Genomic DNA, 24,151 nt, shown 5'->3' with positions numbered 1-24,151 from the left:
AGCGGTGCTACATACAAGTAGACTCCTAGGTAAGCTGCGATGCAAGCCACCGCGACAATGTCATAGACAATCTTGGTTCGGTTCCAAATGACCGGAATGTACTTGTGGCTCACCCTTGGCCTCCCTCAACCTGTTTGGCTCGGTCATCCAGCGGCTCCGCAGGCTGCTGAGAATTGCCAGTCGGATTACTGAATACTGCGATCGCAACCACCACAGGGATAAGGATGGCTAGGAACCACCAGATGACTTGATGGGCGCGACGTTGTCTGCGTTGCATGGCTAACCCTCCTGCTCAGGTGACTGGGCCAGCTTTCGCCAGCGATAAATCACCACTGGCCACAACAACATGATGCCGGGGATCAATTGTGGCCGGAAGAAGTATGCGCCCTTGGCGGCCCGTTCCACCTTGCCGATGCCAAAGATCAGAAAGACGATGGCAACCATGAAGCCTAAGAGAGCGTAGTAGATCAATATTTCCAACAGCATCTCAGCAACGGCCATTCCACTCCCTCCCCATGTCATCAAAACTCACGCCACTGAATGAAATCCCGGAAAGTTTGGTGATTTCCTCTTTCCAAGTGCAAAGGTCGTCGATGTTGAACTCTGACAAGCGGTGATGCCCGCGCGCCTGGGCAAGTGCCGGAATGGTGGGAACGGAGATGTTATCTCGAAACAAACTTGGTGCTGCCCAAGTACCGCCGCCGCGTTCGTCCAGAATGATGTAGTCCACGCCTACCGCCAACGCCGCATCACTGTCCTTTTCGATGTGCTGAGCTGAGAGTTTGCAACCAATGGGGATCCCTTCGGTTTCCTCACGTACTTCCTCGGCGAACTCGGCAAACTGTTGCGGTTCTATCGCACCTCGGTGCAGGCACCGGCCATACATGACGGAGATCTCATCATCATATTTGACAAGGACAAGATCCACATTTGCAACAAGGGCATGGGAGGGTTTACGATCTTCCAATTCGCTGAACGCGGCTATTTTTTTCTTTTGCATTGGCGGACCTTTTGTTGACGTAACGTCATTGAAGACCGTAGGCCAGCTTTCCGGCAAGGTCAGGCTCTTATTTTTTTGGAAGATACAAATCTAAGTTACTAATTTGTGTTTTGACCAACCCACGTCGGATGCTACGCAACAGGAAAGGTTCTTTTGCAGCAGGAGGGCAGAGGCGTGAAGATTGCAGCCGTTACAATTTCAGACCGGGCGACTTCGGGAGAGTATGTAGATAAAAGCGGCCCAGCAATCATGGCCTATATGCGAGATGCACTCTCCATGCCGTGGGAGCCGGTTACACGCATCATTCCTGACGGTATTGAGAGCGTGAAGGACTGCCTGATCGAGCTTTGTGACGATGTTTGCGCCGACCTGATCCTTACAACAGGCGGCACTGGGCCAGCTCCTAGAGATCTGACGCCGGAAGCCATGGCACTCGTCATGGAAAAAGAATTGGCTGGCTTTGGAGAGCTGATGCGCAAGGTGAGCTTGGAGGAAGTGCCAACCGCCATTCTTTCACGTCAGACCGCAGGTATTCGGGGCAGAAGCTTGATCATCAATTTGCCGGGCAAGCCAGCCGCCATCAAGACATGCCTTGATGCCGTGTTCCCGGCTGTACCCTATTGCCTTGATCTTATTGGCGCTGGACGAATTGACACCAACCCTGACGTGATCAAGGTGTTTCGCCCCAAGAACAAATAGGCCGTTAGAACTCGGAGAGCAGACTTGAAGGTTCAGGTCTGCCTTTCGCTGTCCTTGGCAGCGCCACGTGGCCGAGAGAAACAAAACAGAGAAAGCGCTCGTTCTCCTGTAGCCCCAACCCTTTGTGAAACAAAGGAGATCTGGCGCCCCGCCCACTGGTGACCCGGCTGGCATATCCCATCGCAGTGGCAGCAACCAACAGGTTCTGCAGGGCTGCACCCGCTGTTACAAGCTGCTCATCCTCCGGAATACCCGTTTCCAACTCACTTCGAATACAGCCGATCAGGACGAGGAGACATGGCCCGCGGTAGGCCTTTTGCCGGGCCCGTTCCAACGTCTCCGGCGAGGCATGAAGGTTGCGTTCCTTTTGGGCAGCTTCAAAGAGATCTCCTAAACGCCGACGTCCCTCCATGCTTACCTTCATGAAGCGATAGGGCGTGAGACGTCCATGATCCGGCGCAGTAGCAGCTGCAGCAATCAGCTGCTCCACTTCCTCGTCAGATGGCCCGCTACCGTCCATTGCCTTTAAAGAAGCCGAAACACGGCTTTCCAGGAGTTCGATAAGGTTTTCAGGAGTAACCGCAGTCCGGGACATATGATGGTTTCTCAATGCGTTGCACGAACCACAAGTTACGGCTGAGCGCTTAAAAACACAACAAAAGGGCAGCAAACCGATACGGCCAGCCTGCTTTGAGAATATAGCTTTTTTTGGGGGGAAATGGCGCACCGGGGAAGATTCGAACTCCCGACCCCCAGATTCGTAGTCTGGTGCTCTATCCAGCTGAGCTACCGGTGCATATGAGGCATCGCCTGCATTGAACCATAGAGGCTATGCAATGCTTCAACAAGACGTCTTGAATACTCAAGGAAGGCTTGAAGAAATGGCGCACCGGGGAAGATTCGAACTCCCGACCCCCAGATTCGTAGTCTGGTGCTCTATCCAGCTGAGCTACCGGTGCGTGCCGTGTGTTCCGTTCGGAACGGGGCTCTATCTATCCCTGATGCTGACACTTGGCAAGCGCTTTTGTATCTTTTTTTTGTCAGTCCCTATGTTTTGGGGAAAAAGATATGCAGATGCAATTTAACGTGGACAAAAACAGTAAGCCAGCACCGTTCGTTCAGGGCTTATTCTCTGTTTTTTAAAGTGAATTACGTAACCTCTCTCAGTCGCCACCAGCCGAAATCTGCGTATCCTTCGGGAAAAGGCGAGTGATTGTGCCCCTCTTTTTCGGCTGCTCGCGGTGCGGCAGAGAAATAACGAAGCAGGCTCCTGGGCAACCGTCTTCTTTCAAGGAAAGTGTTCCCTGGTGGGCCTTTACGATTTCAGCGGCGATAGCCAGCCCCAGCCCCGTGCCTCCGGCCTTGCCCGAAGTATGGAAAGCGCGGAACAGGTTTTCGCGCATCTTTTCCGGCACACCCGGCCCCGTATCTGAGATAAGAAGCTCTATCCTGTCACCACGCACTTCGGCATCGACCGTGATGCGCTTGATGACAGATGCATCAACTGTCTTGTCTTCCTGCATGGCCTGAACCGCATTCCGACACAAGTTCATGATCACACGAAAGATCTGCTCAGGGTCTGCGTTGACTTCCAGATCCTCAGAGATATGGCTCTCAAAGCAGATGTCATCATTGCCGCTAAGGCCGAGCACCTCTTCCACATCCGACACAACGTCTGCCAAACGGATTACCCTGATGTTTGGCTCCGCCTCTTGAGCCTTCCCATAGGACATTACGGCCTTGGTGTAGCTTGTGGCGCGATCCAGTGTTGCCAGCAGCTTTGGCGCAATGCGCTGCACGGTTGGGTCCGGCAACCCTTCCAGACGCTCGATGAACAGCTGCGCAGAGGACAAGATGTTTCTCAGGTCATGGTTTATCTTGGAAACAGCAAGGCCCAGATCTGCCAGCTTGCGTTGCTGCTTCAAGGCCTGATTTAGCTTCGTTTCCATTGCCGCGAGCTGTCGCTCCGCCTCTCCAATTTCATCGGCGCGGTTGGAGGGCGATATGATTTCACCCTTGTTTTCGGGGTCGCGGGCAAATCGGTCCATAGAACTGGTGAGGCGCTGCATGGGGCGAAGAAAGAGCCAGCGCAGGGAGGAATACACCAGCGTTGCGGTTATTATCGAGATAACCAGCGACAACTGGAGAATATTCAGGGAGTAAGCCAGCAAGTCCGCACGCATCTTGGCAACCGGGATCACCATGTCCACCTGCCCCGCCCCCATGCGCACATCTCCGATCACACGGATGTTGCCAGCTTTGAGGCCGAGCAGTGTTTCAAAACTGCAGGCGATTGCAGACCATGGCGTTTCTTGTTCCATGCGTATTGTCGCGGCAAACCCATCCGGCTTTTCGCTCATGGCAATCAGGCGCCGCATACCGTCGTGGCTATATGAGATGGCCAGCGCGCCTGTTGCCTCTAGCAGCTCATGCTGCACACTCTCTGAAACGGACCCTGCATCCTCAATGAGGGATGCCGCAACACCAGCAACGGCCAAGTTGTCTTGAAGCCAGTTGTTGCGGTAGTTCGCGATTGAGGGAACAAAGATCAAGACCTCGCTGATCATCACAAAAAGAATGGTCAGAACCAACAGCTTACTGGACAGCCCAAAGCCAGTGCGCCGCCCGCTTGGGCGCTCTGCCCCCTGTTGTGCTTCACCAGTGTTTGAGTTCTTCTTTAGATCCTGCACGCTGCCAACTTTAATTGATCGCCGAAGTCACCTTAGTTTTATCAGATCACCAAGGCACTGCAACGTGCCATATCCTTGTCATTCAACCGAACTTTCGCAAGAATGCCAGAAGACGGCGTACCCATGGGTTTTCGGCCGCGCCAGCGTAGTAAGACAGCGCCGCTCGTTTCAAGACCTCAGTCAATGTCGGGTACGGAAGCATCAGGTCCAAAAGGGCCTTCACATGCATCTTTTTTGAAATCATCAACGCTAACGGGGCCAACAGCTCACCCGCCTGAGGGCCAACGATATCCGCCCCTACGAGCCTGCCGCCCTTTCCCACGATGAGCTTCACCTTGCCGACGGTTTTGCCCTCCGCAAGCGCCCGGTCATTTCCTGAGAAATCCGCCGTGAGCACCTTGAGACCATCACCGTAAACCTGGCGTGCTTCCTGCTCGGTCATGCCGATATGCGCAAGTTCCGGCTCTGTGTAGGTGACAAAGGGAATCACCAGTTTGTGATGGTTTACCGGCATTCGAAACAGCAAGGTACGCACCAGTAACGACGCATGCGCTCCGGCGAGATGGGTGAACTGCAGCCCGCCGATAACATCGCCAATTGCATAGACTTTCTTGTTGCTTGTGCGCAACCCCTTGTCGACTTCTATGCCTTTGCTGTGGGTCTTGATGCCTGCTTCATCCAAACCAAGATTGGTGATGTTGGCCGAGCGACCAGCGGCAACAAGCAGGTGCGTTCCATCAACGTAGTCAATTGTGCCATTGGCCTGCTTGAGCGTCAGTCGAACACCGCTTTCACTCTTCTCGACCTTTTCGACGTTTGCGCCCTCCCTGATCTCAACCCCTTCGGCCCTGAGACGCTCGATAACTATCGCCGCGAACTCGGGATCAGAGTTGGACAGTGCTTTTGACGCCTCAATAACCGTAACTTTGGAGCCCAAACGTTGATGCGCCTGCGCCATCTCCATGCCAATTGGACCACCGCCAATAATCAGCAGATGATCGGGGCGATTGGTTTGATCAAACAACGTCTCGTTGGTCAGATACCGGACTTCATTCAGCCCGGCAATGGGCGGCACGAAGGCTGAAGAGCCGGTCGCGACGACGAAACGGCGTGCCTTGATCAGATAGTGGCCAGCTTGAACGGTTTCAGCATCAACAAAGCGCGCCGCGGATTGGATTACGTTGACACCAAGCCCCTCAAAGCGCTCAACCGAGTCGTGCGGCTCAATTGCTGCAATTACGTTGCGTACATGCGCGTTTGCAGCGGCAAAATCAATTGAGGGTTCGTTTGCTTTCACGCCATACTTGGCAGAATTCCTGTGAGCCTGTGCAGCCTTGCCTGCGGCGATGAGCGCCTTTGAAGGAACACAGCCGTAGTTCAGGCAGTCTCCGCCCATCTTGTCTTTCTCTATGAGCACAACTTCAACACCGAATGCGGCCGCAGCTGCTGCGACAGTCAATCCAGCGGAACCCGCGCCAATCACACAAATGTCGGGCGTTAAAATTGTTTTTTGCATGGATCCCACCTTCAAACGCAGCAACGACTAAAAGCTTAAATTGATAATTGGATTTGGAACTATTTTGCACCGTTTGCGGATCTACGGCGCTTTCTCACGAGCCCAACAACCGGAGCGATCAACGCCACTGCACCGAGTGCGACAAGCGCCCAGATGAGTTCCGGTGTAATGAGCGCACTTAGCTCCACCTCGCAGGTGCCCGCAGCACCGCATCCGGGATTGAGTGCTTCCTGCGCCTCAATCACACTGCCCAAGCCAGCACCCACAAAGGCATAGGCGAAGGTGCCGGGTATGATGCCGATCAATGTCGCCCCCAGATACACTGGCAAGGAGACGTTAAACAATGCGGGCGCGATGTTCACGAGCCAGAACGGAAACACAGGCGTGAGACGCAAGAACAGCAGATAGCTGAACGCATTTTCTCTAAAACCTGACGCCATCTTGTCAACGAAAGGACCAGCCCGCTCTTTCAACGCCGCACCAACCGAAGTGCGCGCGGCCAGAAACAATATGGTGGCTCCAGTTGCTGCTCCCACAACCGCGATCAGCCCACCAGCAAGCCAGCCGAACATGAAGCCGCCGGCGATGGTGATGAAGGATGCCCCGGGAAAGGACACCGCGACAGCACCCACATAGATCACCAAAAAAGCGAGCCCTACCAAAACCGGGTTTGATGCAACCCAGCCCTGCAGCACTTGTTGATTGCGAATGATTTCGCTCAACGACAGATGCTCATGCCAGCCAAAGGACAACCCGACCAGCATGACAACGACAAGCACGAGGATCGGCGCCCAGCGTTTCAGCTTTGCTCCGATGCTGGTGCTTTTCGGCGATGCGTGTTCTTGTTCGTCTCGTGTCACCACGAACCTGCCTTTTGCCCCTGGCTCTAACATGTGCCTTCCGCGTTGCGAGAACCTCGCCAGTGAGACTCAGCGAATCCTTTGCGCCGCTCCATACCCTTCTAAGACCTACAGGTTTTCTGTGATCCGGGATAATCACAGGTTCGTGGGCTTTTGTGAAACGCCAGAGTCCTGAAGAACCTTGGAGGTGGCTTAGGTTTTCTTGAGAGTTAAAGTGCCTTGGAATGGCATTTTCCGGCCCGCCTTATATTGACTTGCCCCGCTGCGGCTAATATAAGCGCCCCCGACTAGGATGCGCATCCCTCGCCGTCATATTTCTATGACCTGACCTGAAAAGGTTCACTTGGGCAGTGCGGTCCAACTTAAAATTCCTTCAAAGCTTAAGCTTTGAACATTGGGTAGAATAAAATGAAGCGTACTTTTCAACCAAGCCGCCTCGTTCGCAAGCGGCGTCACGGGTTCCGCGCACGCATGGCCACCAAGAGCGGTCGCCAGGTGCTTTCACGTCGTCGCGCCAAGGGTCGTAAGCGTCTGAGCGCATAATTACGACGACGCTGTGCGGCGGCGAGACAGTTTTTCACATTTTGTCACAACCGCCGCAGTTAAAATTATGAAAACACTCAAAAAGCGCTCCGAGTTTCTGACCGTCGCCAAAGGCGGAAGGACATCTCGGCGTGCTTTTGTGCTTCAGGCAGCCAAAACACGCGGCTGCGGAGACCCTCGGGTCGGTTACACGGTTACCAAAAAAACCGGAAATGCTGTTGAGCGGAATCGGATCAAACGCCGATTGCGAGCTGCGATTGCCATCGCAGGGGCCCGTGCGGCAGAGGATGGGGCGGACTATGTCCTCATTGGTCGGCGTGGTGCGTTGTCACAACCATTCGATAAATTGGTTCAAGACCTCACCGGCAGCATATATAACGCATTTAAGAAACCTAAACCGCGCAAAAGTGACAGCGAACGTAAAGCCTCAGGTGGGGGCCGTTCTCAAGAACAAACGCGGGTGCAAACATTCACCAGTTCAAACACGAGTGATCTAGTCGATGAACGATAATCGGAATATGATTCTGGCGATTGTGTTGTCGCTGGGCGTGCTGCTGGCATGGCAGTTCTTTTACGCCGGGCCACAACTGGAACGCCAGCAGGCCGAACAGCAGGCTCAGCTTGCACAACAAGAGCAGCAGAGCGGCTCCAACGCGCCGGTCGTTAATCCAGATGGCTCCGCCGCACCGGAAGGCCCGGGCGCGCAGACGGCAGCTCAGACACAGGTCAGCCGCCAAACTGCGATTGCCCAGTCTCCACGCATCGAGCTCAACACCCCTCGCCTCTCTGGCTCCATCAACCTGATTGGCGCCAAGTTTGACGACCTTCACTTGAAGGACTACCGCCAAACGACAGATCCCAACAGCGACACCGTCATCCTGCTGTCGCCGAAGGGCAGCCCAAAGCCATATTATGCTGAGTATGGCTGGGTATCTGATCCGGGCGCAGACGTAAACCTTCCGGGCACAGACACTGAGTGGAGCGTCGAAGGTTCCCGAGAGCTGACCCCATCAACCCCTTTGACCCTGACCTGGGACAACGGCGAAGGCCTGACGTTCAAACGCACTGTGAGCGTTGACGAGAACTACATGTTCACCGTCACACAGTCTGTAGAGAACGCGACTGATACGCCGGTCACCCTTTACCCCTACGGTCTTGTGGTACGCACAGGTGAACCGCAAACCACAGGTTACTTCGTTCTGCATGAAGGCCTCATCGGCGTCATCGGCGAAGAAGGCCTCAAGGAAATCGACTACTCGGATCTCGTTGAAGGTGGTGCGATCCGTCCTGCAAAGGCAAATCAGGGTTGGCTGGGCTTCACCGACAAGTATTGGGCGGCAACGCTGATCCCAACACCTGGCACGAGCTACCAGTCTAGCTTCTCTTACAGTCAGGCTAGTGACAACTTCCAAGCTGACTATCTGGGAGACGCGACCGTCGTTCCTGCAGGCGGCTCCGCAGAAATGACCGGTGACCTCTATGCGGGCGCAAAAGTCTCTAGCCTGATTGACGGCTATGAAGAAACAAAGGGCATCCAGAGTTTCGATCTCATGATCGACTGGGGCTGGTTCTACTTCATCACCAAGCCTATGTTCTGGGTTATCGACGCGCTGTATTCCGTGCTTGGCAACTTCGGCGTGGCTATTCTCGTCGTGACTGTGATCGTCAAGGCCATCTTCTTCCCGCTGGCGAACAAGTCCTACGTCTCCATGAGTAAAATGAAGCTCGTACAGCCGCAGATGAACGAGATCCGCGAGAAGTACAAGGACGACAAGCAAAAGCAGCAGCAGGCGCTGATGGAGCTTTACAAGACCGAGAAGATCAATCCGCTTGCAGGCTGTTTGCCGGTATTGATCCAGATCCCTGTCTTCTTTTCCCTCTACAAGGTGTTGTTTGTTACCATCGAAATGCGTCACGCACCATTCTTTGGCTGGATTCAGGACCTTTCTGCACCGGACCCAACCACCATCTTCAATCTGTTTGGTTTGATCCCTTGGGATCCGCCAGCAATGTTGATGATTGGCATCTGGCCGCTGATCATGGGTGTAACCATGTTCCTGCAAATGAAGATGAACCCGGCACCTGCCGAACCGGCGCAACAGATGATCTTCAACTGGATGCCAGTTCTGTTCACCTTCATGCTGGCGACGTTCCCTGCAGGCTTGGTGATCTACTGGGCATGGAACAACTTCCTCTCTATCCTTCAGCAGGGCGTGATCATGCGCCGTCAAGGAGTGAAGCTGGAGCTCTTCGACAACTTGAAGGGCATGTTCGGTAAGAAGTCTTCTGAAGGTGGCGACGCAAAGTAACGCGAGCCTTTCAGGCAACCCATAGAAGCGCGGCCGCTGAGCCGCGCTTTTTTTGTGCGCCAACGACTTGCGCAAGCAGCTCAAGCGTGCGACACGTGAAGCCACCACCACAACAGGAGTAGGTTCAGTGGACAAGTAAGCTGACAATCGAGAATGATGCATCTCTGTCGAGACGCATTTCCCGCAACTGCAGCTTATTTATGGAGGCACCATGCCTGGTCCGAACCCTACGACGCGGCTTCCGCTTAATGGCGAGCCACATACTGTTTTTCTGAAGAACGTCATCAGCCGGTCAACCATCAAGGTTGGCGACTTCACCTACTACAATGATGATGACAACGCCTCTGACTTTGAGAACAGAAACGTACTCTATCATTTTGACTTTATTGGCGATGAGTTGGTGATTGGCAAGTTCTGCGCGCTGGCAACCGGAACGCAGTTCATCATGAACGGGGCGACCCATGCTCTTGGCGGCTTTTCGACTTATCCCTTCAACATTTTCGGACACGGATGGGAAGAGGGTGTCGATTTTTCAACTTTTACATCCTCCCAGAAGGGCGACACCGTTGTCGGCAATGATGTCTGGATTGGACGTAGGGCCACAATCATGCCGGGCGTTTCCATCGGAAGCGGGGCTATTATTGGCGCTTATGCCGTGGTCACGAAAGATGTACCGCCCTACTGCATTGCAGCAGGTAACCCCGCGCAGGTGATGAAGAAGCGTTTTTGTGACAAAACCATCGAGCAGCTTCTGGAGATTGCGTGGTGGGACTGGCCCATTGATAAAATTTCGCGAAACCTCGCCGCAATTCGTGGTGCAGACCTTGCGGCTTTGGAGAACGCAGTGTAACAGCACTCCAACCAACGCTTTTGCTGTAAGATGACCACGGACCGAACCGGAAGACCTCTCATGACACCTGAAGAAGAAAAACAAAAAGAACTGCTGGAAGCAGGCCGCCTTCTCTTTGCGCGTGAGTGGGATTTCTTGACTTCCGTTGCCCAACTGGAGCAATTGCCACCGCTGAACTTGCCTGAAATCGCCTTCGCAGGGCGATCAAACGTTGGCAAGTCCAGCCTTATCAACGCACTTACCGGGCGCAAGGGTTTGGCGCGCACGTCAAACACGCCCGGTCGCACACAGATGCTGAACTTCTTCACGGCTCCTGAAAGTCCAATCAATCTGGTTGATATGCCGGGCTATGGCTACGCGCAGGCTCCTAAGGGCCTCGTCGATGCTTGGACTGATCTTGTCTTCGACTATCTTCGGGGCCGGGCGACACTGCGCCGCGTGTTTACGCTTATTGATAGCCGGCATGGCCTCAAGAAGAACGACCTCGATGCAATGGAAGTGCTAGACAAGGCGGCTGTACCCTATCAAGTCATCCTGACCAAGGGCGACAAGCTGAAGCCGGGCCAGCTCAAGCGCGTTGAAGAAGAAACCTTGCAAAAGCTGTCGCGCCGCCCTGCCGCTTATCCGGAAGTTATTTCGACATCCTCCGAGAAGGGCTGGGGTCTTCCGGAAGTGCGGGCCGAGGTTTACAAACTCGCTAATCAGTAAGGCTTCCTGATCACGGGGATTTGATTGTCATCTGCTCCACGCATGCGAGCCGAGGCAACCCACTGCGCCGTATGAACCTCTATATTTGCCAATGCTAAATTAAGACCCCGCAAATCTGGCGGGCCAATCGTTACTCCTTGACGGCGAGAGACTAGGCGTGCCCTTATCCTAACGTTATTGATGATATTCCATCACCGGTGTGGCATCGGTGATTTTTTCAAACCGTTACTTTCTGGAAGGCATGGGGGATGCATCCGTATGATTTGCGTCGGAAAACTGATACACCACCTTTCATGAGAAACCATGTGACCGCGAAGAGAGCGAAACCGCGTGGTCTCCTCAGGCTTTTTCAATTCATTCGCAGCACCTGCCATAACGGTGTGCCTTATGCCTCGATTGAAAACGTATCGCCGGCTCATGAAGAACTTCAGGAAGCTTTCCAACACGAGCAGTTTGAGGTCTACTATCAGCCCATCGTGCGGCTAGCGGACAACCGGATCATTGGCGCAGAAGCTCTTACGCGCTGGAACCATCCAACACGGGGCTTGATACCACCCGCCGGTTTCGCCAACATCCTCTATCGAAGCTCACTTGGCCGAGCTGTGAGCTACTGGTGCCTTGATCGCGCCTGCGAGGCGGCTGCGCGTTGGCGGCGCGGCTTTGAGAAAGATTTCAAAATTGCCGTGAACACTTGTGCGCCCCAGCTCGCGGAATCGGAAATGCCACAGTTTGTTTCCGCCATACTGGAACGTCATGCACTGCCGGCCTCCGCACTTGAGCTGGAAATTACCGAGGATGTGGAGCTGGACCGCATCCCCTACCTCAAGTCCACTCTCGAGAATCTCAAGGCTGCCGCGATTTCCGTCGCCGTTGACGATTTTGGAACGGGATTTGCTTCCCTCAAGCACCTGCTGAACTACCCGATCTCACGCATCAAGATCGACCGCGCGTTCGTAAGCTGCTTGGACAAGCCCAGTCATCACATGAGAACATGTACCTCAATTGTTGAGATGGCTATCAAACTTGGTTTGAAAGTGACCGTTGAGGGAGTGGAAACAGAGGGGCAGCTGAAGGTACTGAAAGAACTGGGATGCAGTGAAGCTCAGGGTTTTTTGTTCTCCAAACCAGTTACGCGCACCGAGTTTGAGCGCCTGTTGCAGCATGGTTTCAACGTGATACCGGCATGATGCTCGCCCAAAGTGGTGTGCTGAACTGTTTGAGGTGCCTCAAGAAACACGCTATAAGCGCAAGCTCAGCAGTGCGCCCGTGATTTGCGACACTGCATGTGATGATGAGTGATGCTCATCTCAACAAGGTGATGTTTGCGATGAATTCTGTTGAGTCTGCGACCCGCGCACGGGTTATTGCCCAAGCCCTTCCCTACATGCAACGCTACGACAACACCCGCGTCGTTGTTAAGTACGGCGGCAATGCCATGGGAGATGACGAACTATCCCATGCCTTTGCCAGAGACATCACACTCCTGCGACAATCAGGCGTGCATCCGGTTGTCGTGCATGGTGGTGGCCCGCAGATTGGCGGCATGCTGAAGCGACTTAACATCGAAAGCGAGTTCAAGGGCGGCTTGCGCGTGACAGACCGCGCCACTGTTGAAATCGTCGAGATGGTTCTTTGCGGCTCAATCAACAAGAGCATCGTTCAGAACATCAATGCCGAGGGAGGCCGCGCTATCGGGCTGAGCGGCAAGGATGGCGATATGGTGTTGGCGCGGAAGCTACACCGCAGACACCGCGATCCTGACTCCAAGATTGAGGAAATTCTCGATCTAGGCTTCGTTGGCGAGCCGGATGTCGTCAAGCCGAAGGTTTTGGAACTGATCCTTGAAAAGGACCTCATCCCCGTGGTGGCGCCTGTAGCACCTGGCCGCGACGGTGAGACATATAACATCAACGCCGACACCTTCGCGGGGGCCGTAGCAGGCTCACTGCAGGCAAAACGTCTGCTTTTCCTGACCGATGTTCCTGGTGTTCTGGACAAGGACGGCAAGCTCATCAAGCAGCTTACTGCAGCGGGCGCCCGCGCCTTGATTGCAGATGGCACAATTTCGGGCGGCATGATCCCGAAGGTGGAAACCTGCATGGAAGCGCTGGAGCGCGGCGTGGAGGGCGTTGTGATTGTTGATGGGAAGGTGCCTCACGCAGTGCTTCTGGAGCTCTTCACAGACCACGGGGCAGGCACATTGATCGTGCCATAATTCTTCACAGCCCCAAGAACAAGGTCCTGTTTAGGGCCTTTTTCTTTTGCCACTGCTTCAAACTGTCATCCCACTCTCCTATCTTTCCAATCATGATTAAGCAAAACGGTCGATTAGACTTTTCTTCGTTTGACGAGGTCGATGCATGGATTTTCGATCTCGACAACACGCTGTATCCAGCTCATTCGGATCTGTTCCCGCAGATTATCCAGAAGATCAACACCTATGTTCAGCGGCTGACCGGCAAGCCAAGCGAAGAGGCGCACGAGCTGCAGCGCGAGTACTACAAGACATACGGAACAACCTTGCGCGGGTTGATGACCGAGCATGACATTTCTCCCGATGAGTTTTTGGAGTATGTGCACGACATCGATCATTCCTGCCTTGAGCCAGATGAGCGTCTTGGACAGGCCATACAGAGCCTTCCGGGTCGGCGGTTCATTCTGACTAATGGGACCAAGAAGCATGCTGAAGCCGTGGCAAGCAAGCTCGGCATCACCCATCATTTTGAAGATATCTTCGGGATTGTGGAAGCGGATCTGGTTCCAAAACCAGCTCATGAAACCTACAACAAGTTCATCACGCAAAATAGGATCGATCCTGCCTCTGCAGTGATGTTTGAGGACCTCGCGAGAAATCTGGAAGTACCGCATCTCCTCGGCATGCGAACCGTGTTGGTCGTTCCAGAAGGGACACGTGAAGTTTTCCGCGAGGACTGGGAGCTGGAGGGTGCCGCTGATCCTCATGTGGAATTTGTCACCGACAACCTTGGCGAGTTCCTCGCTCACATACTTTCATTGAAAAGCAGCGGAGGCTAAGTGCCTCTGCGGAAATTATTAATTTCCACCGGACATTTCCAGAATCAGGCCAGATATGCATGAGAACAAAGCAAACTTGGCTGGGTTTTGATCGATGTAGTAGACGAGAAAAAAACAATAGTTTATTGAGGTGAGTTCAATAGCTAACGAAAACTTGTCTGGGTGATAACTAATGGTTTCCTTGCGGGCGTTGCATGCCTTCTCCCTTTTGGCGAAACATGGCCGGGCTGCCCGCGCGGCTGAAGATCTGGGCGTTACGCCGTCAGCGCTAACGCACCTCCTTCGTTCTCTCGAAAGCGAACTTGGCGCTGCGCTTGTCATTCGGGACGGGCGTGGACTGGTATTGACCGAAGAAGGCCAGCGCCTTTCGTCGAACCTTGGCAACTCTTTTGACCAGATTGAACACGCCGTGGAGGCGTTCAGGCGGCGAAGCCGGACCGAGCTGCGCATCTCAACGCTATCGACTGTAGCAACTCGCTGGCTCATTCCACGGCTGCCCGACTTTCAGCAAAAGCACCCAGATATCGAACTGCTCATATCCACGAGCATGCGGGTTGTGGACCTTGACCGGGAGGCTTACGACTGCGCCATTCGCCTTGGAAAAGGCGGCTGGCCGCAGGTAGAGCACCAAAAGCTATGGCAGGAAGACCTTGTGGTCGCTTTTGCCCCACAGCTGAGCCCGGGAAATCCCAATCCGGACATTAGCCTCCTCGACGAGCTCAAGATGCTTCACACCTCCTCCCGCCGCGATGACTGGCCGCTCTGGCTGAAGGCTGCGGGCATCGACCACCTTGACCCTTCTGCAGGCGCGATGTTTGAAAGCCGTAACATGGCAATTCAGGGTGCGGTTGCGGGTATGGGCGCCATTGCCATCGACACCCACTTTGTGGATCAGGAAGTGCAAGCTGGCCATCTTATGGTTCCCGACTGGCCAACAACTTCTCTTGAGACCGGGTACTGGTTCGTCCGCAATGCAAACCGCCCTCTGACCCGTCCGGTAGCTGCGTTCCGTGACTGGCTGCTCGAACAGTCCAGTGAAACACTCAAATCGGAAGCTGCCGAATAAATTAGCAGAGCTAAAGCGCGGGGTTGGTTTGTATTGACTTGCCCTGCCCTTCTGGGTACCTCCTCTAGCGAGCGTTATAACTCGCTATTCATTCGACGAGAGGACCCTCCCGGCATGAGCCAACCAGAACTTTCCGCTCTTGAAGCAACCATCAACGCGGCCTTCGACGACCGCGATGCGATCAACACCGAAACCACTGGCGATATTCGTGAAGCAGTAGAGAAAACACTCGATCTGCTAGACAAAGGTGTTTTGCGTGTTGCTGAAAAATCATCCGGTGACTGGGTCGTCAATCAGTGGGCGAAGAAGGCCGTTCTTCTGTCATTCCGCTTGAACCCGATGGAAATCATCAAGGGTGGCCCTGACGGCGCGACATGGTGGGACAAGGTTCCCTCCAAGTTCCTTGGCTGGGGACCAGAACAGTTCACGGAAGCAGGCTTCCGCGCCGTTCCCGGCAGCATTGTTCGTCGCTCAGCTTTCATTGGCAAATCCGCAGTTCTGATGCCATCCTTTGTCAACCTTGGCGCATATGTTGATGAAGGAACCATGGTCGACACTTGGGTGACCGTTGGCTCCTGCGCGCAGATTGGCAAGAACGTTCACCTTTCAGGCGGCGTCGGCATTGGCGGTGTTCTGGAGCCACTTCAGGCTGGCCCGGTTATCATTGAAGACAACTGCTTCATTGGTGCACGTTCTGAAGTTGTTGAGGGCGTTGTGGTCCGCGAAGGCGCCGTGCTTGCAATGGGCGTGTTCATCTCAGCAACCACGAAGATCGTTGACCGAACAACTGGCGAAGTTTTCGTCGGCGAAGTGCCAGCATACTCCGTGGTTGTTCCAGGAACTCTGCCAGGCAAGCCTCTACCAGATGGCACACCGGGTCCAAACCTAGCCTGTGCCGTTATCGTAAAACGCGTGGACGCCCAGACCCGAGAAAAGACCTCTGTAAACGATCTTCTGCGCGATTGATCGATCAGATCTTACAATGAAAAGCCGGGGCTTCAACGCTCCGGCTTTCTAGTTTGCCGGATAGGTAATGCTAAAAGAACCCGGCTCGAAGTACGCACCAATATTGTCTGCCTGCGCGCTTTCCTGCTCACCAATGGGAATGGTGATGCTGGTGACGTTTTGCGGCTCGCGATCCCGAAGCCTTACGAAAACATCGTAGCTGCCTGCAGCAATGTTTGCTGTCGATCCGAAGCTTGTGATGCCAAACCTTGTCCAGATGATTGAATGACCTTCTTGCGGGGTCAGCCACACCTCTTCAATGGCGTCAGCCTGCTGTCCGTTGATGGTGCAACTCAAATTGGCCATGCGACCTCCTCTCAATACCCATCGCTTTTGCGCGGTATCATAAGGACGCTTGACGACTTGGAGGGTGAAAGTGTTTGCTTCCAAGGGGCAAACAAGCTGTTACTTTGAACCTGAAATTCTTCAGAATTTCATGCTGCGTATTGCACTGCTGTTTCTCACAGTTATAGTGCCGCCACACTAAAACACTTTGCGCCGGATCTCGCTTACCCATGAAGAACAATCATCCCATTACAAAAATGGAAATCAAGCTCAACCCAGATGACTGGCATGGGTTGGTACGAGAGACATTGTTCGTCACTGAACTGGGCAGCAACAGATATCGGCTTGAAAACACACCATTTCTGGCCAAGGGCGTCAGCAACGGGGACGAGGTTGCCGCAGTTCACAGCAAACGTGGCCTCGTTTTTTCAAAGGTGCTAAAGCATTCCGGACACTCGACCTTCCGCATTTTGGTGGAGGAGAGCGTGACGCCAACTGAGTTCCAGCAACAGTGGCTCAAACTTGAGCGTCTTGGTTGCACCTGTGAGGACGTAGAGGGCGACATTCCACTGTTCAGCGTGGATGTGCCGCCGAGCGTCATGCTGGAAAAAGTTCTTTCCATTCTGGATGAAGGCCATGAACGCGGCATCTGGACCTATGAGGAAGGCCACATTGGCCACCCACAGTCAGCCGCGAAGTAACGGAACTCGGCCTTACCACCTCAGCCCAAGCATCTTCAGGTCAGAGCGCAGCTTCTCTGCACCTTCAAAGTGGAGGGCTTGCATGCCAACGGCTTGCGCCCCCAAAACATTTTTGTAGCTATCGTCTATAAAGACGAGGCTTTCTGGCTGTAGCCCGTTCCGCTGTATCAGGGTCTGATAGATCTGCCGATCAGGCTTGATCAGCCCTTCATCTGCAGAGACAACGGTGTCCAGAAAGGATGTAGCCAGAAACGGAAACAGCTGCTTTGCAACTTCAAACTTCTCGGAAGAGAAGTTTGTTATTGCGTAAAGAGGCGCGCCGCTAGCTTTAAGCTCTTCAAGAAGCTGAACTGTCCCGTCAATTTGACCGTCCAACATCTCTTCCCATCGTTCATAGTAGGCACGAATATGCTCTTCATGGTGCGGAAAGGCGGCAATACGCTCGTCCAACGCATCCGACCACGATCGACCCCGGTCTTGCTCGATGTTCCAATCCATCGTGCAAACGGTTGAAAGGAAGTGTTCCCGTTCGGCATCCTCAGGTATCAACTTGCGATACAGATTGTTTGGATCCCAGCGAATGAGCACATTGCCAATATCAAAAACAACAGCATTGATCTGTGAAACCATGAACACGCCTACAGGAATAGCTGATTAAAGAACAATCGGAACCAGATCGGTTCCGCCATGGTACTATGCAGCCGTTTTTAGGCTCATCTTTGTTCGCGCTGAGGCTGCATTTACACAGGCTACACCGCCTCAATGGCGATAGCATGTCAAAGACCAACTACCAGCCAATTTTTTAGCGCAAAACAAAAAAGCCGCCCTCATCTGAGAGCGGCTTTTCCTAAAGTGCATTCAACTGCGGCTTAGAGAGCTTCGCAGATGTCGCGTGTCTGACGCGCAATCATGGCTTCTTCGTTCGTCGGAATTGCCATGACCTTCACGCGGGAACCCGGCTTGGAGATGGTGATTGCTTCCTTCGCACGTGCCTTGTTCGCTTCTTCGTCCAGTTCAACGCCAAGGAATTCCAGACCCTTACACACGCCGGAACGTGTCTTGCTGGAGTTCTCGCCGATGCCGCCGGTGAAGACGATCGCATCAAGGCCACCCATTACAGCAACCAGAGCGCCAAGTTCACGCTTTACGCGGTTGTCGTAGTACTCGAGGGCGCGCTGTGCGTCTGGGCTGTCAGACTGCTCAAGGTCACGCATATCCTGAGAGATCCCGGAAAGACCCTTCATGCCGGACTCTTTGTTCAGCATGTGGGCAACTTCCTGAACCGTCATTCCCTTCTGTTCAACCAGATAGAAGATGACGCCCGGATCAATCAGACCACTACGGGTACCCATCGCAAGACCATCCAGAGGGGTAAAGCCCATGGTGGTGGTCACGCACTTGCCATTTTCGATGGCGCACATGGAGGCACCATTGCCCAGATGGGCAACAACAATCTTGCCGTTAGCAACTTCTGGGGCAACGTTGTGAAGCTCCTCAGAAATGTAATGGAAAGACTGGCCATGCATGCCGTAGCGACGGATGCCTTCCTCATAGTATTTGAGAGGAATGGCGTATGCTTCGTTCTTGAATTCCTGCGTACGGTGGAATGCTGTGTCAAAGCACGCGACGTTTGGCTTGCCTGGGAAGGCTGCCTTTGCGCCGTCGATACCTGCAAGGTTGTGCGGGTTATGCAGTGGAGCGAGGTTGCTGAAGGTTTCCATTTCCTTCCCAACTTCGTCGGTAACCAGCACAGGCGCAGAGTACTTTGCAGAACCATGAACCACGCGGTGGCCAATGGCATCCACTTCCAGGTTTGCGTCAAACTCTTTCAGAAGTGCCAGAATCACCTGCAGTGCAGTGTTGTGGTTCTTGGCTTCTTCTTCAGACAGAGCGCGGTCCATCAGAACCTTGCCCTCAGCGGTCTTGCCTTTAACCCATGCGGAGGCACCCAAACCGTCGATCTGACCAGACAGGACAGACTCGTCCCCCTGGAACAGCTGGAACTTGATGGAGGAAGAACCAGCATTCAGTACGAGAATTGTTTCAATTGTCATTATTCAGCAGCCTCAGCAGATTTTTCGCCGGTAAATGCAACCTTGTTCAGGTTGTAGTAGTCGTACATGCTTGCCAGAGCACAGGAAACGAGACGTGCACGATCGTTGTCGGCACGGCTGGTCAGGATCACTGGTACGCGCGCACCCACGACGAGGCCGGCTGTTTCTGCATGAGCAACGAAGGTCAGTTCTTTCGCGATCATGTTACCTGCTTCCAGGTTCGGCACGATGAGAACTTCTGCGCGACCAGCAACGAGAGAATCGATGCCCTTGGTGCGTGCAGCTTCGAGATCGATAGCGTTATCCATCGCCAAAGGACCGTCAACGATACCACCCTTGATCTGACCGCGGTCAGCCATCTTGGACAGCACAGCTGCGTCGATGGTGGATGGGATTGCTGGGTTTACGGTTTCCAGCGCGGAGAGAATACCAACCTTTGGAGGTTCGATACCGATGGAACGCGCAACGTTGATGGCGTTTTGCGTGATGTCCACCTTGGTTGGCAGATCCGGTGCAATGTTGATTGCAGCATCGGAAATGATAACTGGTGTGGAGCGGCCTGGAACATCCATTACGAAAGCGTGAGAGATGCGGCGCTTGGTGCGCAGACCACCTTCGCGCTTCACCACATGGCGAAGCAAGTCGTCCGTGTGAAGGTGGCCCTTCATTACAGAGCGAACGCGGCCTTCGTGAACCAGCGCAACAGCGCGTGAAGCAGAAGCGTTTTCATCTTCACAGTCGATGAGTTCGTAGCTGGAGATATCAACGCCGATCTTCTCAGCAGCAGCCTGAATACGTGCAGCGGGACCGCACAGGATCGGCACGATAAGACCAGCTTCAGCTGCGAGGACAGTACCACCCAAAGAGTTTGCATCGTCAGGGCAAACAACAGAGGTTGGAATTGCTGGCAGCTGCTTTGCAAGGGCAACCAGACGGTCAAAGTGCTGATGGCGCTTCATCAGAAGGCTTGGCAGCTTTTCAGGATCGTAGCTGATGGTGTTGTCAGGCGCGATAACGACAGCCTCACCTTCAGCAACGAGTGTACCATCGTCAAGCTTTACAACAGTGGACAGACGCACGTGGCGCTCTGGCATCTTTTCCAGAACAGTCACTGTAACATCCAGAACCTGATCAACCTTGACCTTGCTGTGGAACTTCAGCGTCTGGTCGCGGTAAACGGTACCTGGGCCAGGAAGTACGTTGCCAATTACTGCAGAAATCAGCGTGCCACCCCACATGAATGGAGCGGATGGACCTTCACCGGTCTTCTCACCTTCCCACTCAGCGTTTGGCAGGTGCAGAGGGTTGATATTGCCGGAAGCATGAGCAAAGACGAAAAGGTCATTTGCTGTACAAATACGAGAACGGGTTGCAGTATCGCCAACCTGAATTTGGTCGTATGTCCGGTTAGTTGCCATTGGGGCCTCTTGGTTGTGAGGTGCTTCATTCTGAAGAGTCTCAACGCTCCGTCAGGGGAGGAATTGACGTCACGTTTTCATCTCTAGAATTCGGCACTCGAGTGTATACATATCGCCGGGCTTGGAAGTCTTATTCTACTTTTTGGGTAGCCCTGCCATTGATCCTTGTCATTTACAAACTGATTTTTGCTTTTAATTCCCGCTCTGCGGGATTATGCCACACTCGACCAATCTGCCCTACCGGAATGTTACGTATCTCAGCGCTCAAAATCGACTGTATTTGACTGCCTTGATCGGGTGAAATACAGACCGCCCAACTCCATTTTACCGGCGCTGAACGAGTCGCCTGAGCTGAGCCGATGCAGCAAGGTTCCAGTCAAAAAGCGATAGTCAAACTTGGTTTTCGTCACAATCAGGTTGCTGGAAGAACTGGCGAGCTCGTCGGGAATATCTATACCCGATGGCGCCTGCCCAACCGGCCACGGCTGTTGATCAAGATTGGTGTCTTCGCCAAGTGTTTTACCGACACTCCAGACCACTGCCGGATCGAGGTTCGTGCCCACGAACTTAACGACACCGACTTCAATTCTCATACCGTTCCCATCGAACGGTTTCATCAGCTGTTCTGCTGCTGAGAACAAGTCCTCAAGCTGCTTTGCTGTAAGGGTGCTCTCACGGGCAATAAGGTCAGCCAGAGTGATGGACACCTGGTCCACCTTTCGATCGTAGTTCAGCGATGTGGTCATTTCCGTCATAGCGACGAATAGAAACAGCAAGAATGGAAACACGATCGCAAATTCCAGTGCCGCAACTGCTGAACGATCGCGAAGGAACCTTGCGAACATGGCTGGGAGATGCGTGAGGCTCTTAAACATCGAAAGGCTCCCGAGGAATTGCTTTAAAACGGCTCATTCTTGAAAATCACCGTAGAGACCAACAGGCGATCACCATCAGCGGTGTCCTGAAAAGCATCCTTCATCCAGTTTGTCAGCATCGGCCATTCATAGATGACGCGTACCATAACCACCGATGAACTTGACCCCATCTGGAAGTTGCTCGGCGGCGTAAACGTCTTGTCATCTGGATCAATAAGAGGAGGCGTTTCCGAGATCTTTGCGAATGAGTCGTAGGTCCGAACATCAATGTGAAGCTGCTCCGGCTTGCTACACAACAGCCCAGCAGTTCCATCACAGATCATGTTCCTGAAGTCATCCGCCCCTATATTCATTGTTTGGGCTTGGCCGGTTCGGATCATGCGGGCTGCATTCATCGTGGCGTTGTTTAACGCCTGTTCTGCAAAGAACAACAAGCCCAGCTCGACAATTGCGAAAATTATCATGAACAGCGGCACCGCAATCAACGCGAACTCAACTGCTGTCACGCCATCTTTCGCACGCTTGAACCGCACGACCTGATACAGAAACCCAACCAATGCCCGCGTTACCATAAGATGCCCCTCTCAGGTACCGTTCACTTTTACTCCTGAGGAGCATCCTGTGGAAGCGAGCCACCTTTACCAAGTGTATTTCTTGCTTCAATCTGCTTGGTGTACTCATCGAAATGGTCTGTGCCATCGCCAAGTCTGACAACGGGATCACAGTCCGGTTTGCACGAGTAGCTTGAGCGAATGGCGTTTCTTTGAACGGAAACAACCTCTTCAACTGCGGCCCGAACAACAATCTGGTCATCCACGATCGGCTCGGAGTCTTCGTTGAGCACGATGATATTTGTGACCCCACTGGACTTGCCTGTGACAACAATCGTCATGCGGTCATGGAGAGTGACGTCCGCGATGGCGGGGTTCCCGAGGATTATCGTGGAGGCAGGTTCGTCAATCCGAAAAACCTTCGCCTGATCAAGATAGACGGAGACCTCTTTTGCATAGACAGCAGAGGAAACGGAAAGACTTCCCACCGCTAGCGCGGCAGGAATCACGAGCGCAGAAAACAGACGCTTTACAAACTCTTCGAGATGCATGGATCCCTCACGAACCTAAAATCCCGTGTATTCTATTAGGTATTTAGTGAAGGAACCGCTAACGTCAGGCGACGCCGCCTTCTAGGTAGCGGGGGCTTGCAAGCGCCTAACAGCAGTCAGCGCGCCAAACTCATTCTTTGCGATCCGTTCCAACGCAACGTTGAGCGGCTCATAGGCAACTGTCATCGTGTAACCATTGGCATGCAAGAGAGTTTCCGGGTCAGACATAAGTCCAACATGGCCCTTCCAAAACAGCAAGTCGCCTCGCTGCAACGCGGGCAGGCCATCTTCCAATGACAAGGCTTCTCCCGCTGTCGCCTCTTGCATATCGGCATCGCGACGCAACTGATAGCCACCGGACTGCGTGCTAAGCTGAACAAGTCCGGAGCAATCGGTGCCCATGGTTGAGCGGCCACCCCACAAGTAGGGCGTTCCCAGCATGGCCTCTGCCGTTGTTACCCAATCCTCAACACGATGTTCCAAGGGTGCAAGATGCTCGGCAACAACAAAGCTGCCATCCGCCAACTCGGCATAGGTCAGACCTCTGGTCTCCGCATGGCACACTACGTGAACCATTGCCCCCAGAGAAATCAGGCCCTTTGGAGGGCGCTTTAGCTCTGCCTCAGGATACCGATAGGTCCGAAGCACTTTCACGCGATGTGTCGGCGTGAAGTGGGCACCCAAGGTCTCCGTCGGAAGCCAACCAACATATCCATCGGTGTCGTTCTGCCCCCAAGACCAGCCGTCCCTTTCATCAAAAACGGTGAAAGTTTCGCCGTAGAGGAGCTCTGTATCGATGCCAGCAAACTCTGAAGGCTCGCCGCGAAGAGGAACAATGTCGGCTGCAATCGCCATACGGCGACCATCTACAAACCGGTCTGCACTGCATTTCCCCTCATATGCACGAGCGGCGAGATCCGGACGAACGGGATGGAGACGGCGATCAAATTGGGTCATGGCACCTATCCGAATATTGTTTCTTCATCTCGGCAAGGCTGCGGCTTTCTCGACAACCAGATCACCCAGCTTTTCAAGATAGAGCGCGCCTTCCAAGGTCCTTGTGATGATCACGTTTCTTCGATCTGCTTCATCGCGGCGCCGAGACAGTAACTTCTTTTGCCCCAAAGTATCCAGTGCACGGGTGATTGCGGGTTTGGTCACACCGAGCTTGTCCGCAAGACCTCTAACAGTATGCGGCGGCGGTTCCATGTACACGCTCAAAAGCACGGCCATTTGCCGCGCAGACAAGTCCTCGCCCTCGTTGCGCACCAGCGAAAGCGTAACGTCTTGCCACAATCTCAGCGCATGCGAAGGGCGCATCTCTACTGGCATGCTAACGATCCCTGTTTGATTCCAAAGCGAAACCTTAAGATTGACTCGTTTCGGAACCGTTATTGCAAAATGAAGCCGGTTCAACAACCGGCTTCACACCACAAT

Annotated in this window: 28 protein-coding genes and 2 tRNA genes; 12 read left to right on the top strand and 18 right to left on the bottom strand. The window is 53.7% G+C overall.

Annotated features, from left to right (window positions below):
* Nucleotides 1–109: 109 nt before the first annotated feature.
* The 3 genes from PUV47_RS09360 to PUV47_RS09350 are packed head-to-tail and all read right to left on the bottom strand — an operon-like array spanning nucleotide 110 to nucleotide 1,000.
* Complete coding sequence (locus tag PUV47_RS09360; RefSeq protein WP_274218262.1) at nucleotides 110–277, bottom strand: hypothetical protein; 168 nt, start codon at nucleotides 275–277, stop codon at nucleotides 110–112.
* Between the two features lie 2 nt (nucleotides 278–279).
* Nucleotides 280–501, bottom strand: a complete 222-nt coding sequence (locus PUV47_RS09355) for a hypothetical protein (RefSeq protein WP_274218261.1) — start codon at nucleotides 499–501, stop codon at nucleotides 280–282.
* Nucleotides 488–1,000, bottom strand: coding sequence for a glutamate synthase-related protein (locus PUV47_RS09350; RefSeq protein ID WP_274218260.1), 513 nt, complete (start codon nucleotides 998–1,000; stop codon nucleotides 488–490). The genes PUV47_RS09355 and PUV47_RS09350 overlap by 14 nt, the downstream gene beginning before the upstream one ends.
* 174 nt (nucleotides 1,001–1,174) lie before the next feature.
* Here PUV47_RS09350 and mog point away from each other — a divergent pair, with 174 nt between their 5' ends.
* Nucleotides 1,175–1,699 carry a molybdopterin adenylyltransferase gene (gene mog / locus PUV47_RS09345; RefSeq protein ID WP_274218259.1) on the top strand — a complete coding sequence of 175 codons (525 nt, stop codon included), beginning with the start codon at nucleotides 1,175–1,177 and terminating at the stop codon, nucleotides 1,697–1,699.
* A gap of 4 nt (nucleotides 1,700–1,703) precedes the next feature.
* On the opposite strand, the gene PUV47_RS09340 is transcribed toward mog, so the two are convergent.
* The 6 genes from PUV47_RS09340 to PUV47_RS09315 form a co-directional block, all read right to left on the bottom strand.
* Nucleotides 1,704–2,294 (bottom strand): nitroreductase family protein, encoded by a 591-nt coding sequence (locus PUV47_RS09340; RefSeq protein ID WP_274218258.1) that lies wholly within the window; start codon nucleotides 2,292–2,294, stop codon nucleotides 1,704–1,706.
* Between the two features lie 124 nt (nucleotides 2,295–2,418).
* A tRNA-Arg gene (locus PUV47_RS09335) sits at nucleotides 2,419–2,495 on the bottom strand.
* A gap of 86 nt (nucleotides 2,496–2,581) precedes the next feature.
* Nucleotides 2,582–2,658: transfer RNA gene (locus PUV47_RS09330), tRNA-Arg, on the bottom strand.
* Nucleotides 2,659–2,862: 204 nt separating this feature from the next.
* Nucleotides 2,863–4,389, bottom strand: a complete 1,527-nt coding sequence (locus tag PUV47_RS09325) for a sensor histidine kinase (RefSeq protein WP_274218257.1) — start codon at nucleotides 4,387–4,389, stop codon at nucleotides 2,863–2,865.
* 82 nt (nucleotides 4,390–4,471) lie between these two features.
* Nucleotides 4,472–5,905 carry a dihydrolipoyl dehydrogenase family protein gene (locus tag PUV47_RS09320; protein WP_274218256.1) on the bottom strand — a complete coding sequence of 478 codons (1,434 nt, stop codon included), beginning with the start codon at nucleotides 5,903–5,905 and terminating at the stop codon, nucleotides 4,472–4,474.
* 59 nt (nucleotides 5,906–5,964) lie between these two features.
* Entirely contained in the window at nucleotides 5,965–6,798 is an 834-nt protein-coding gene (locus tag PUV47_RS09315; protein ID WP_274218255.1) for a TVP38/TMEM64 family protein, read from the bottom strand.
* Between the two features lie 375 nt (nucleotides 6,799–7,173).
* On the opposite strand from PUV47_RS09315, the gene rpmH reads away from it, so the two are divergent.
* From rpmH to dapD, 10 genes are all read left to right on the top strand, one after another.
* Complete coding sequence (gene rpmH / locus PUV47_RS09310) at nucleotides 7,174–7,308, top strand: 50S ribosomal protein L34 (protein ID WP_274218254.1); 135 nt, start codon at nucleotides 7,174–7,176, stop codon at nucleotides 7,306–7,308.
* Between the two features lie 67 nt (nucleotides 7,309–7,375).
* Nucleotides 7,376–7,819 carry a ribonuclease P protein component gene (rnpA, locus tag PUV47_RS09305; protein ID WP_274218253.1) on the top strand — a complete coding sequence of 148 codons (444 nt, stop codon included), beginning with the start codon at nucleotides 7,376–7,378 and terminating at the stop codon, nucleotides 7,817–7,819.
* On the top strand, nucleotides 7,809–9,617 hold the full coding sequence (gene yidC, locus PUV47_RS09300; RefSeq protein ID WP_274218252.1) for a membrane protein insertase YidC: 1,809 nt from the start codon (nucleotides 7,809–7,811) through the stop codon (nucleotides 9,615–9,617). Before rnpA ends, yidC begins: the two co-directional genes overlap by 11 nt.
* Nucleotides 9,618–9,828: 211 nt before the next feature.
* Nucleotides 9,829–10,467, top strand: coding sequence for a CatB-related O-acetyltransferase (locus PUV47_RS09295; protein ID WP_274218251.1), 639 nt, complete (start codon nucleotides 9,829–9,831; stop codon nucleotides 10,465–10,467).
* A gap of 60 nt (nucleotides 10,468–10,527) precedes the next feature.
* Complete coding sequence (yihA, locus tag PUV47_RS09290) at nucleotides 10,528–11,175, top strand: ribosome biogenesis GTP-binding protein YihA/YsxC (RefSeq protein ID WP_274218250.1); 648 nt, start codon at nucleotides 10,528–10,530, stop codon at nucleotides 11,173–11,175.
* A gap of 305 nt (nucleotides 11,176–11,480) precedes the next feature.
* Nucleotides 11,481–12,362, top strand: coding sequence for an EAL domain-containing protein (locus PUV47_RS09285; protein ID WP_274218249.1), 882 nt, complete (start codon nucleotides 11,481–11,483; stop codon nucleotides 12,360–12,362).
* A gap of 197 nt (nucleotides 12,363–12,559) precedes the next feature.
* Nucleotides 12,560–13,390, top strand: a complete 831-nt coding sequence (argB, locus tag PUV47_RS09280) for an acetylglutamate kinase (RefSeq protein ID WP_413697775.1) — start codon at nucleotides 12,560–12,562, stop codon at nucleotides 13,388–13,390.
* A 92-nt stretch (nucleotides 13,391–13,482) separates the two neighbouring features.
* The gene (locus tag PUV47_RS09275) at nucleotides 13,483–14,208 is read left to right on the top strand and encodes a pyrimidine 5'-nucleotidase (RefSeq protein WP_274218247.1); all 726 of its coding nucleotides are present in this window, start codon (nucleotides 13,483–13,485) and stop codon (nucleotides 14,206–14,208) included.
* A gap of 172 nt (nucleotides 14,209–14,380) precedes the next feature.
* Complete coding sequence (locus PUV47_RS09270; protein ID WP_274218246.1) at nucleotides 14,381–15,274, top strand: LysR substrate-binding domain-containing protein; 894 nt, start codon at nucleotides 14,381–14,383, stop codon at nucleotides 15,272–15,274.
* Between the two features lie 114 nt (nucleotides 15,275–15,388).
* Nucleotides 15,389–16,240: a 2,3,4,5-tetrahydropyridine-2,6-dicarboxylate N-succinyltransferase gene (dapD, locus tag PUV47_RS09265; RefSeq protein ID WP_274218245.1), complete on the top strand. Its 852-nt coding sequence runs from the start codon at nucleotides 15,389–15,391 to the stop codon at nucleotides 16,238–16,240.
* A 48-nt stretch (nucleotides 16,241–16,288) separates the two neighbouring features.
* On the opposite strand, the gene PUV47_RS09260 is transcribed toward dapD, so the two are convergent.
* On the bottom strand, nucleotides 16,289–16,585 hold the full coding sequence (locus PUV47_RS09260; protein ID WP_274218244.1) for a hypothetical protein: 297 nt from the start codon (nucleotides 16,583–16,585) through the stop codon (nucleotides 16,289–16,291).
* A 209-nt stretch (nucleotides 16,586–16,794) separates the two neighbouring features.
* Here PUV47_RS09260 and PUV47_RS09255 point away from each other — a divergent pair, with 209 nt between their 5' ends.
* Entirely contained in the window at nucleotides 16,795–17,265 is a 471-nt protein-coding gene (locus PUV47_RS09255) for a DUF4265 domain-containing protein (RefSeq protein WP_274218243.1), read from the top strand.
* Between the two features lie 12 nt (nucleotides 17,266–17,277).
* Here PUV47_RS09255 and PUV47_RS09250 read toward each other — a convergent pair whose 3' ends face one another.
* From PUV47_RS09250 to PUV47_RS09215, 8 genes are all read right to left on the bottom strand, one after another.
* The gene (locus PUV47_RS09250) at nucleotides 17,278–17,895 is read right to left on the bottom strand and encodes an HAD family hydrolase (protein ID WP_274218242.1); all 618 of its coding nucleotides are present in this window, start codon (nucleotides 17,893–17,895) and stop codon (nucleotides 17,278–17,280) included.
* Between the two features lie 239 nt (nucleotides 17,896–18,134).
* A complete protein-coding gene (locus tag PUV47_RS09245; protein ID WP_274218241.1) occupies nucleotides 18,135–19,319 on the bottom strand; it encodes an acetate/propionate family kinase in 1,185 nt (394 codons plus the stop codon).
* Nucleotides 19,319–20,737, bottom strand: coding sequence for a bifunctional enoyl-CoA hydratase/phosphate acetyltransferase (locus PUV47_RS09240; protein WP_274218240.1), 1,419 nt, complete (start codon nucleotides 20,735–20,737; stop codon nucleotides 19,319–19,321). The genes PUV47_RS09245 and PUV47_RS09240 overlap by 1 nt, the downstream gene beginning before the upstream one ends.
* A 257-nt stretch (nucleotides 20,738–20,994) precedes the next feature.
* Complete coding sequence (locus PUV47_RS09235) at nucleotides 20,995–21,612, bottom strand: TadE/TadG family type IV pilus assembly protein (protein WP_274218239.1); 618 nt, start codon at nucleotides 21,610–21,612, stop codon at nucleotides 20,995–20,997.
* 23 nt (nucleotides 21,613–21,635) lie between these two features.
* Nucleotides 21,636–22,184, bottom strand: a complete 549-nt coding sequence (locus tag PUV47_RS09230) for a TadE/TadG family type IV pilus assembly protein (RefSeq protein WP_274218238.1) — start codon at nucleotides 22,182–22,184, stop codon at nucleotides 21,636–21,638.
* Between the two features lie 29 nt (nucleotides 22,185–22,213).
* Nucleotides 22,214–22,714 carry a pilus assembly protein N-terminal domain-containing protein gene (locus PUV47_RS09225; RefSeq protein ID WP_274218237.1) on the bottom strand — a complete coding sequence of 167 codons (501 nt, stop codon included), beginning with the start codon at nucleotides 22,712–22,714 and terminating at the stop codon, nucleotides 22,214–22,216.
* Between the two features lie 81 nt (nucleotides 22,715–22,795).
* Nucleotides 22,796–23,671, bottom strand: a complete 876-nt coding sequence (locus PUV47_RS09220) for an NlpC/P60 family protein (RefSeq protein WP_274218236.1) — start codon at nucleotides 23,669–23,671, stop codon at nucleotides 22,796–22,798.
* A gap of 24 nt (nucleotides 23,672–23,695) precedes the next feature.
* Entirely contained in the window at nucleotides 23,696–24,046 is a 351-nt protein-coding gene (locus tag PUV47_RS09215; protein WP_274218235.1) for a MarR family transcriptional regulator, read from the bottom strand.
* Nucleotides 24,047–24,151 lie beyond the last annotated feature (105 nt).

This window comes from Pseudovibrio exalbescens, from assembly GCF_028737195.1.
Lineage (GTDB): Bacteria > Pseudomonadota > Alphaproteobacteria > Rhizobiales > Stappiaceae > Pseudovibrio > Pseudovibrio zosterae.
This window is presented reverse-complemented; position numbering and strand designations above follow the sequence as displayed.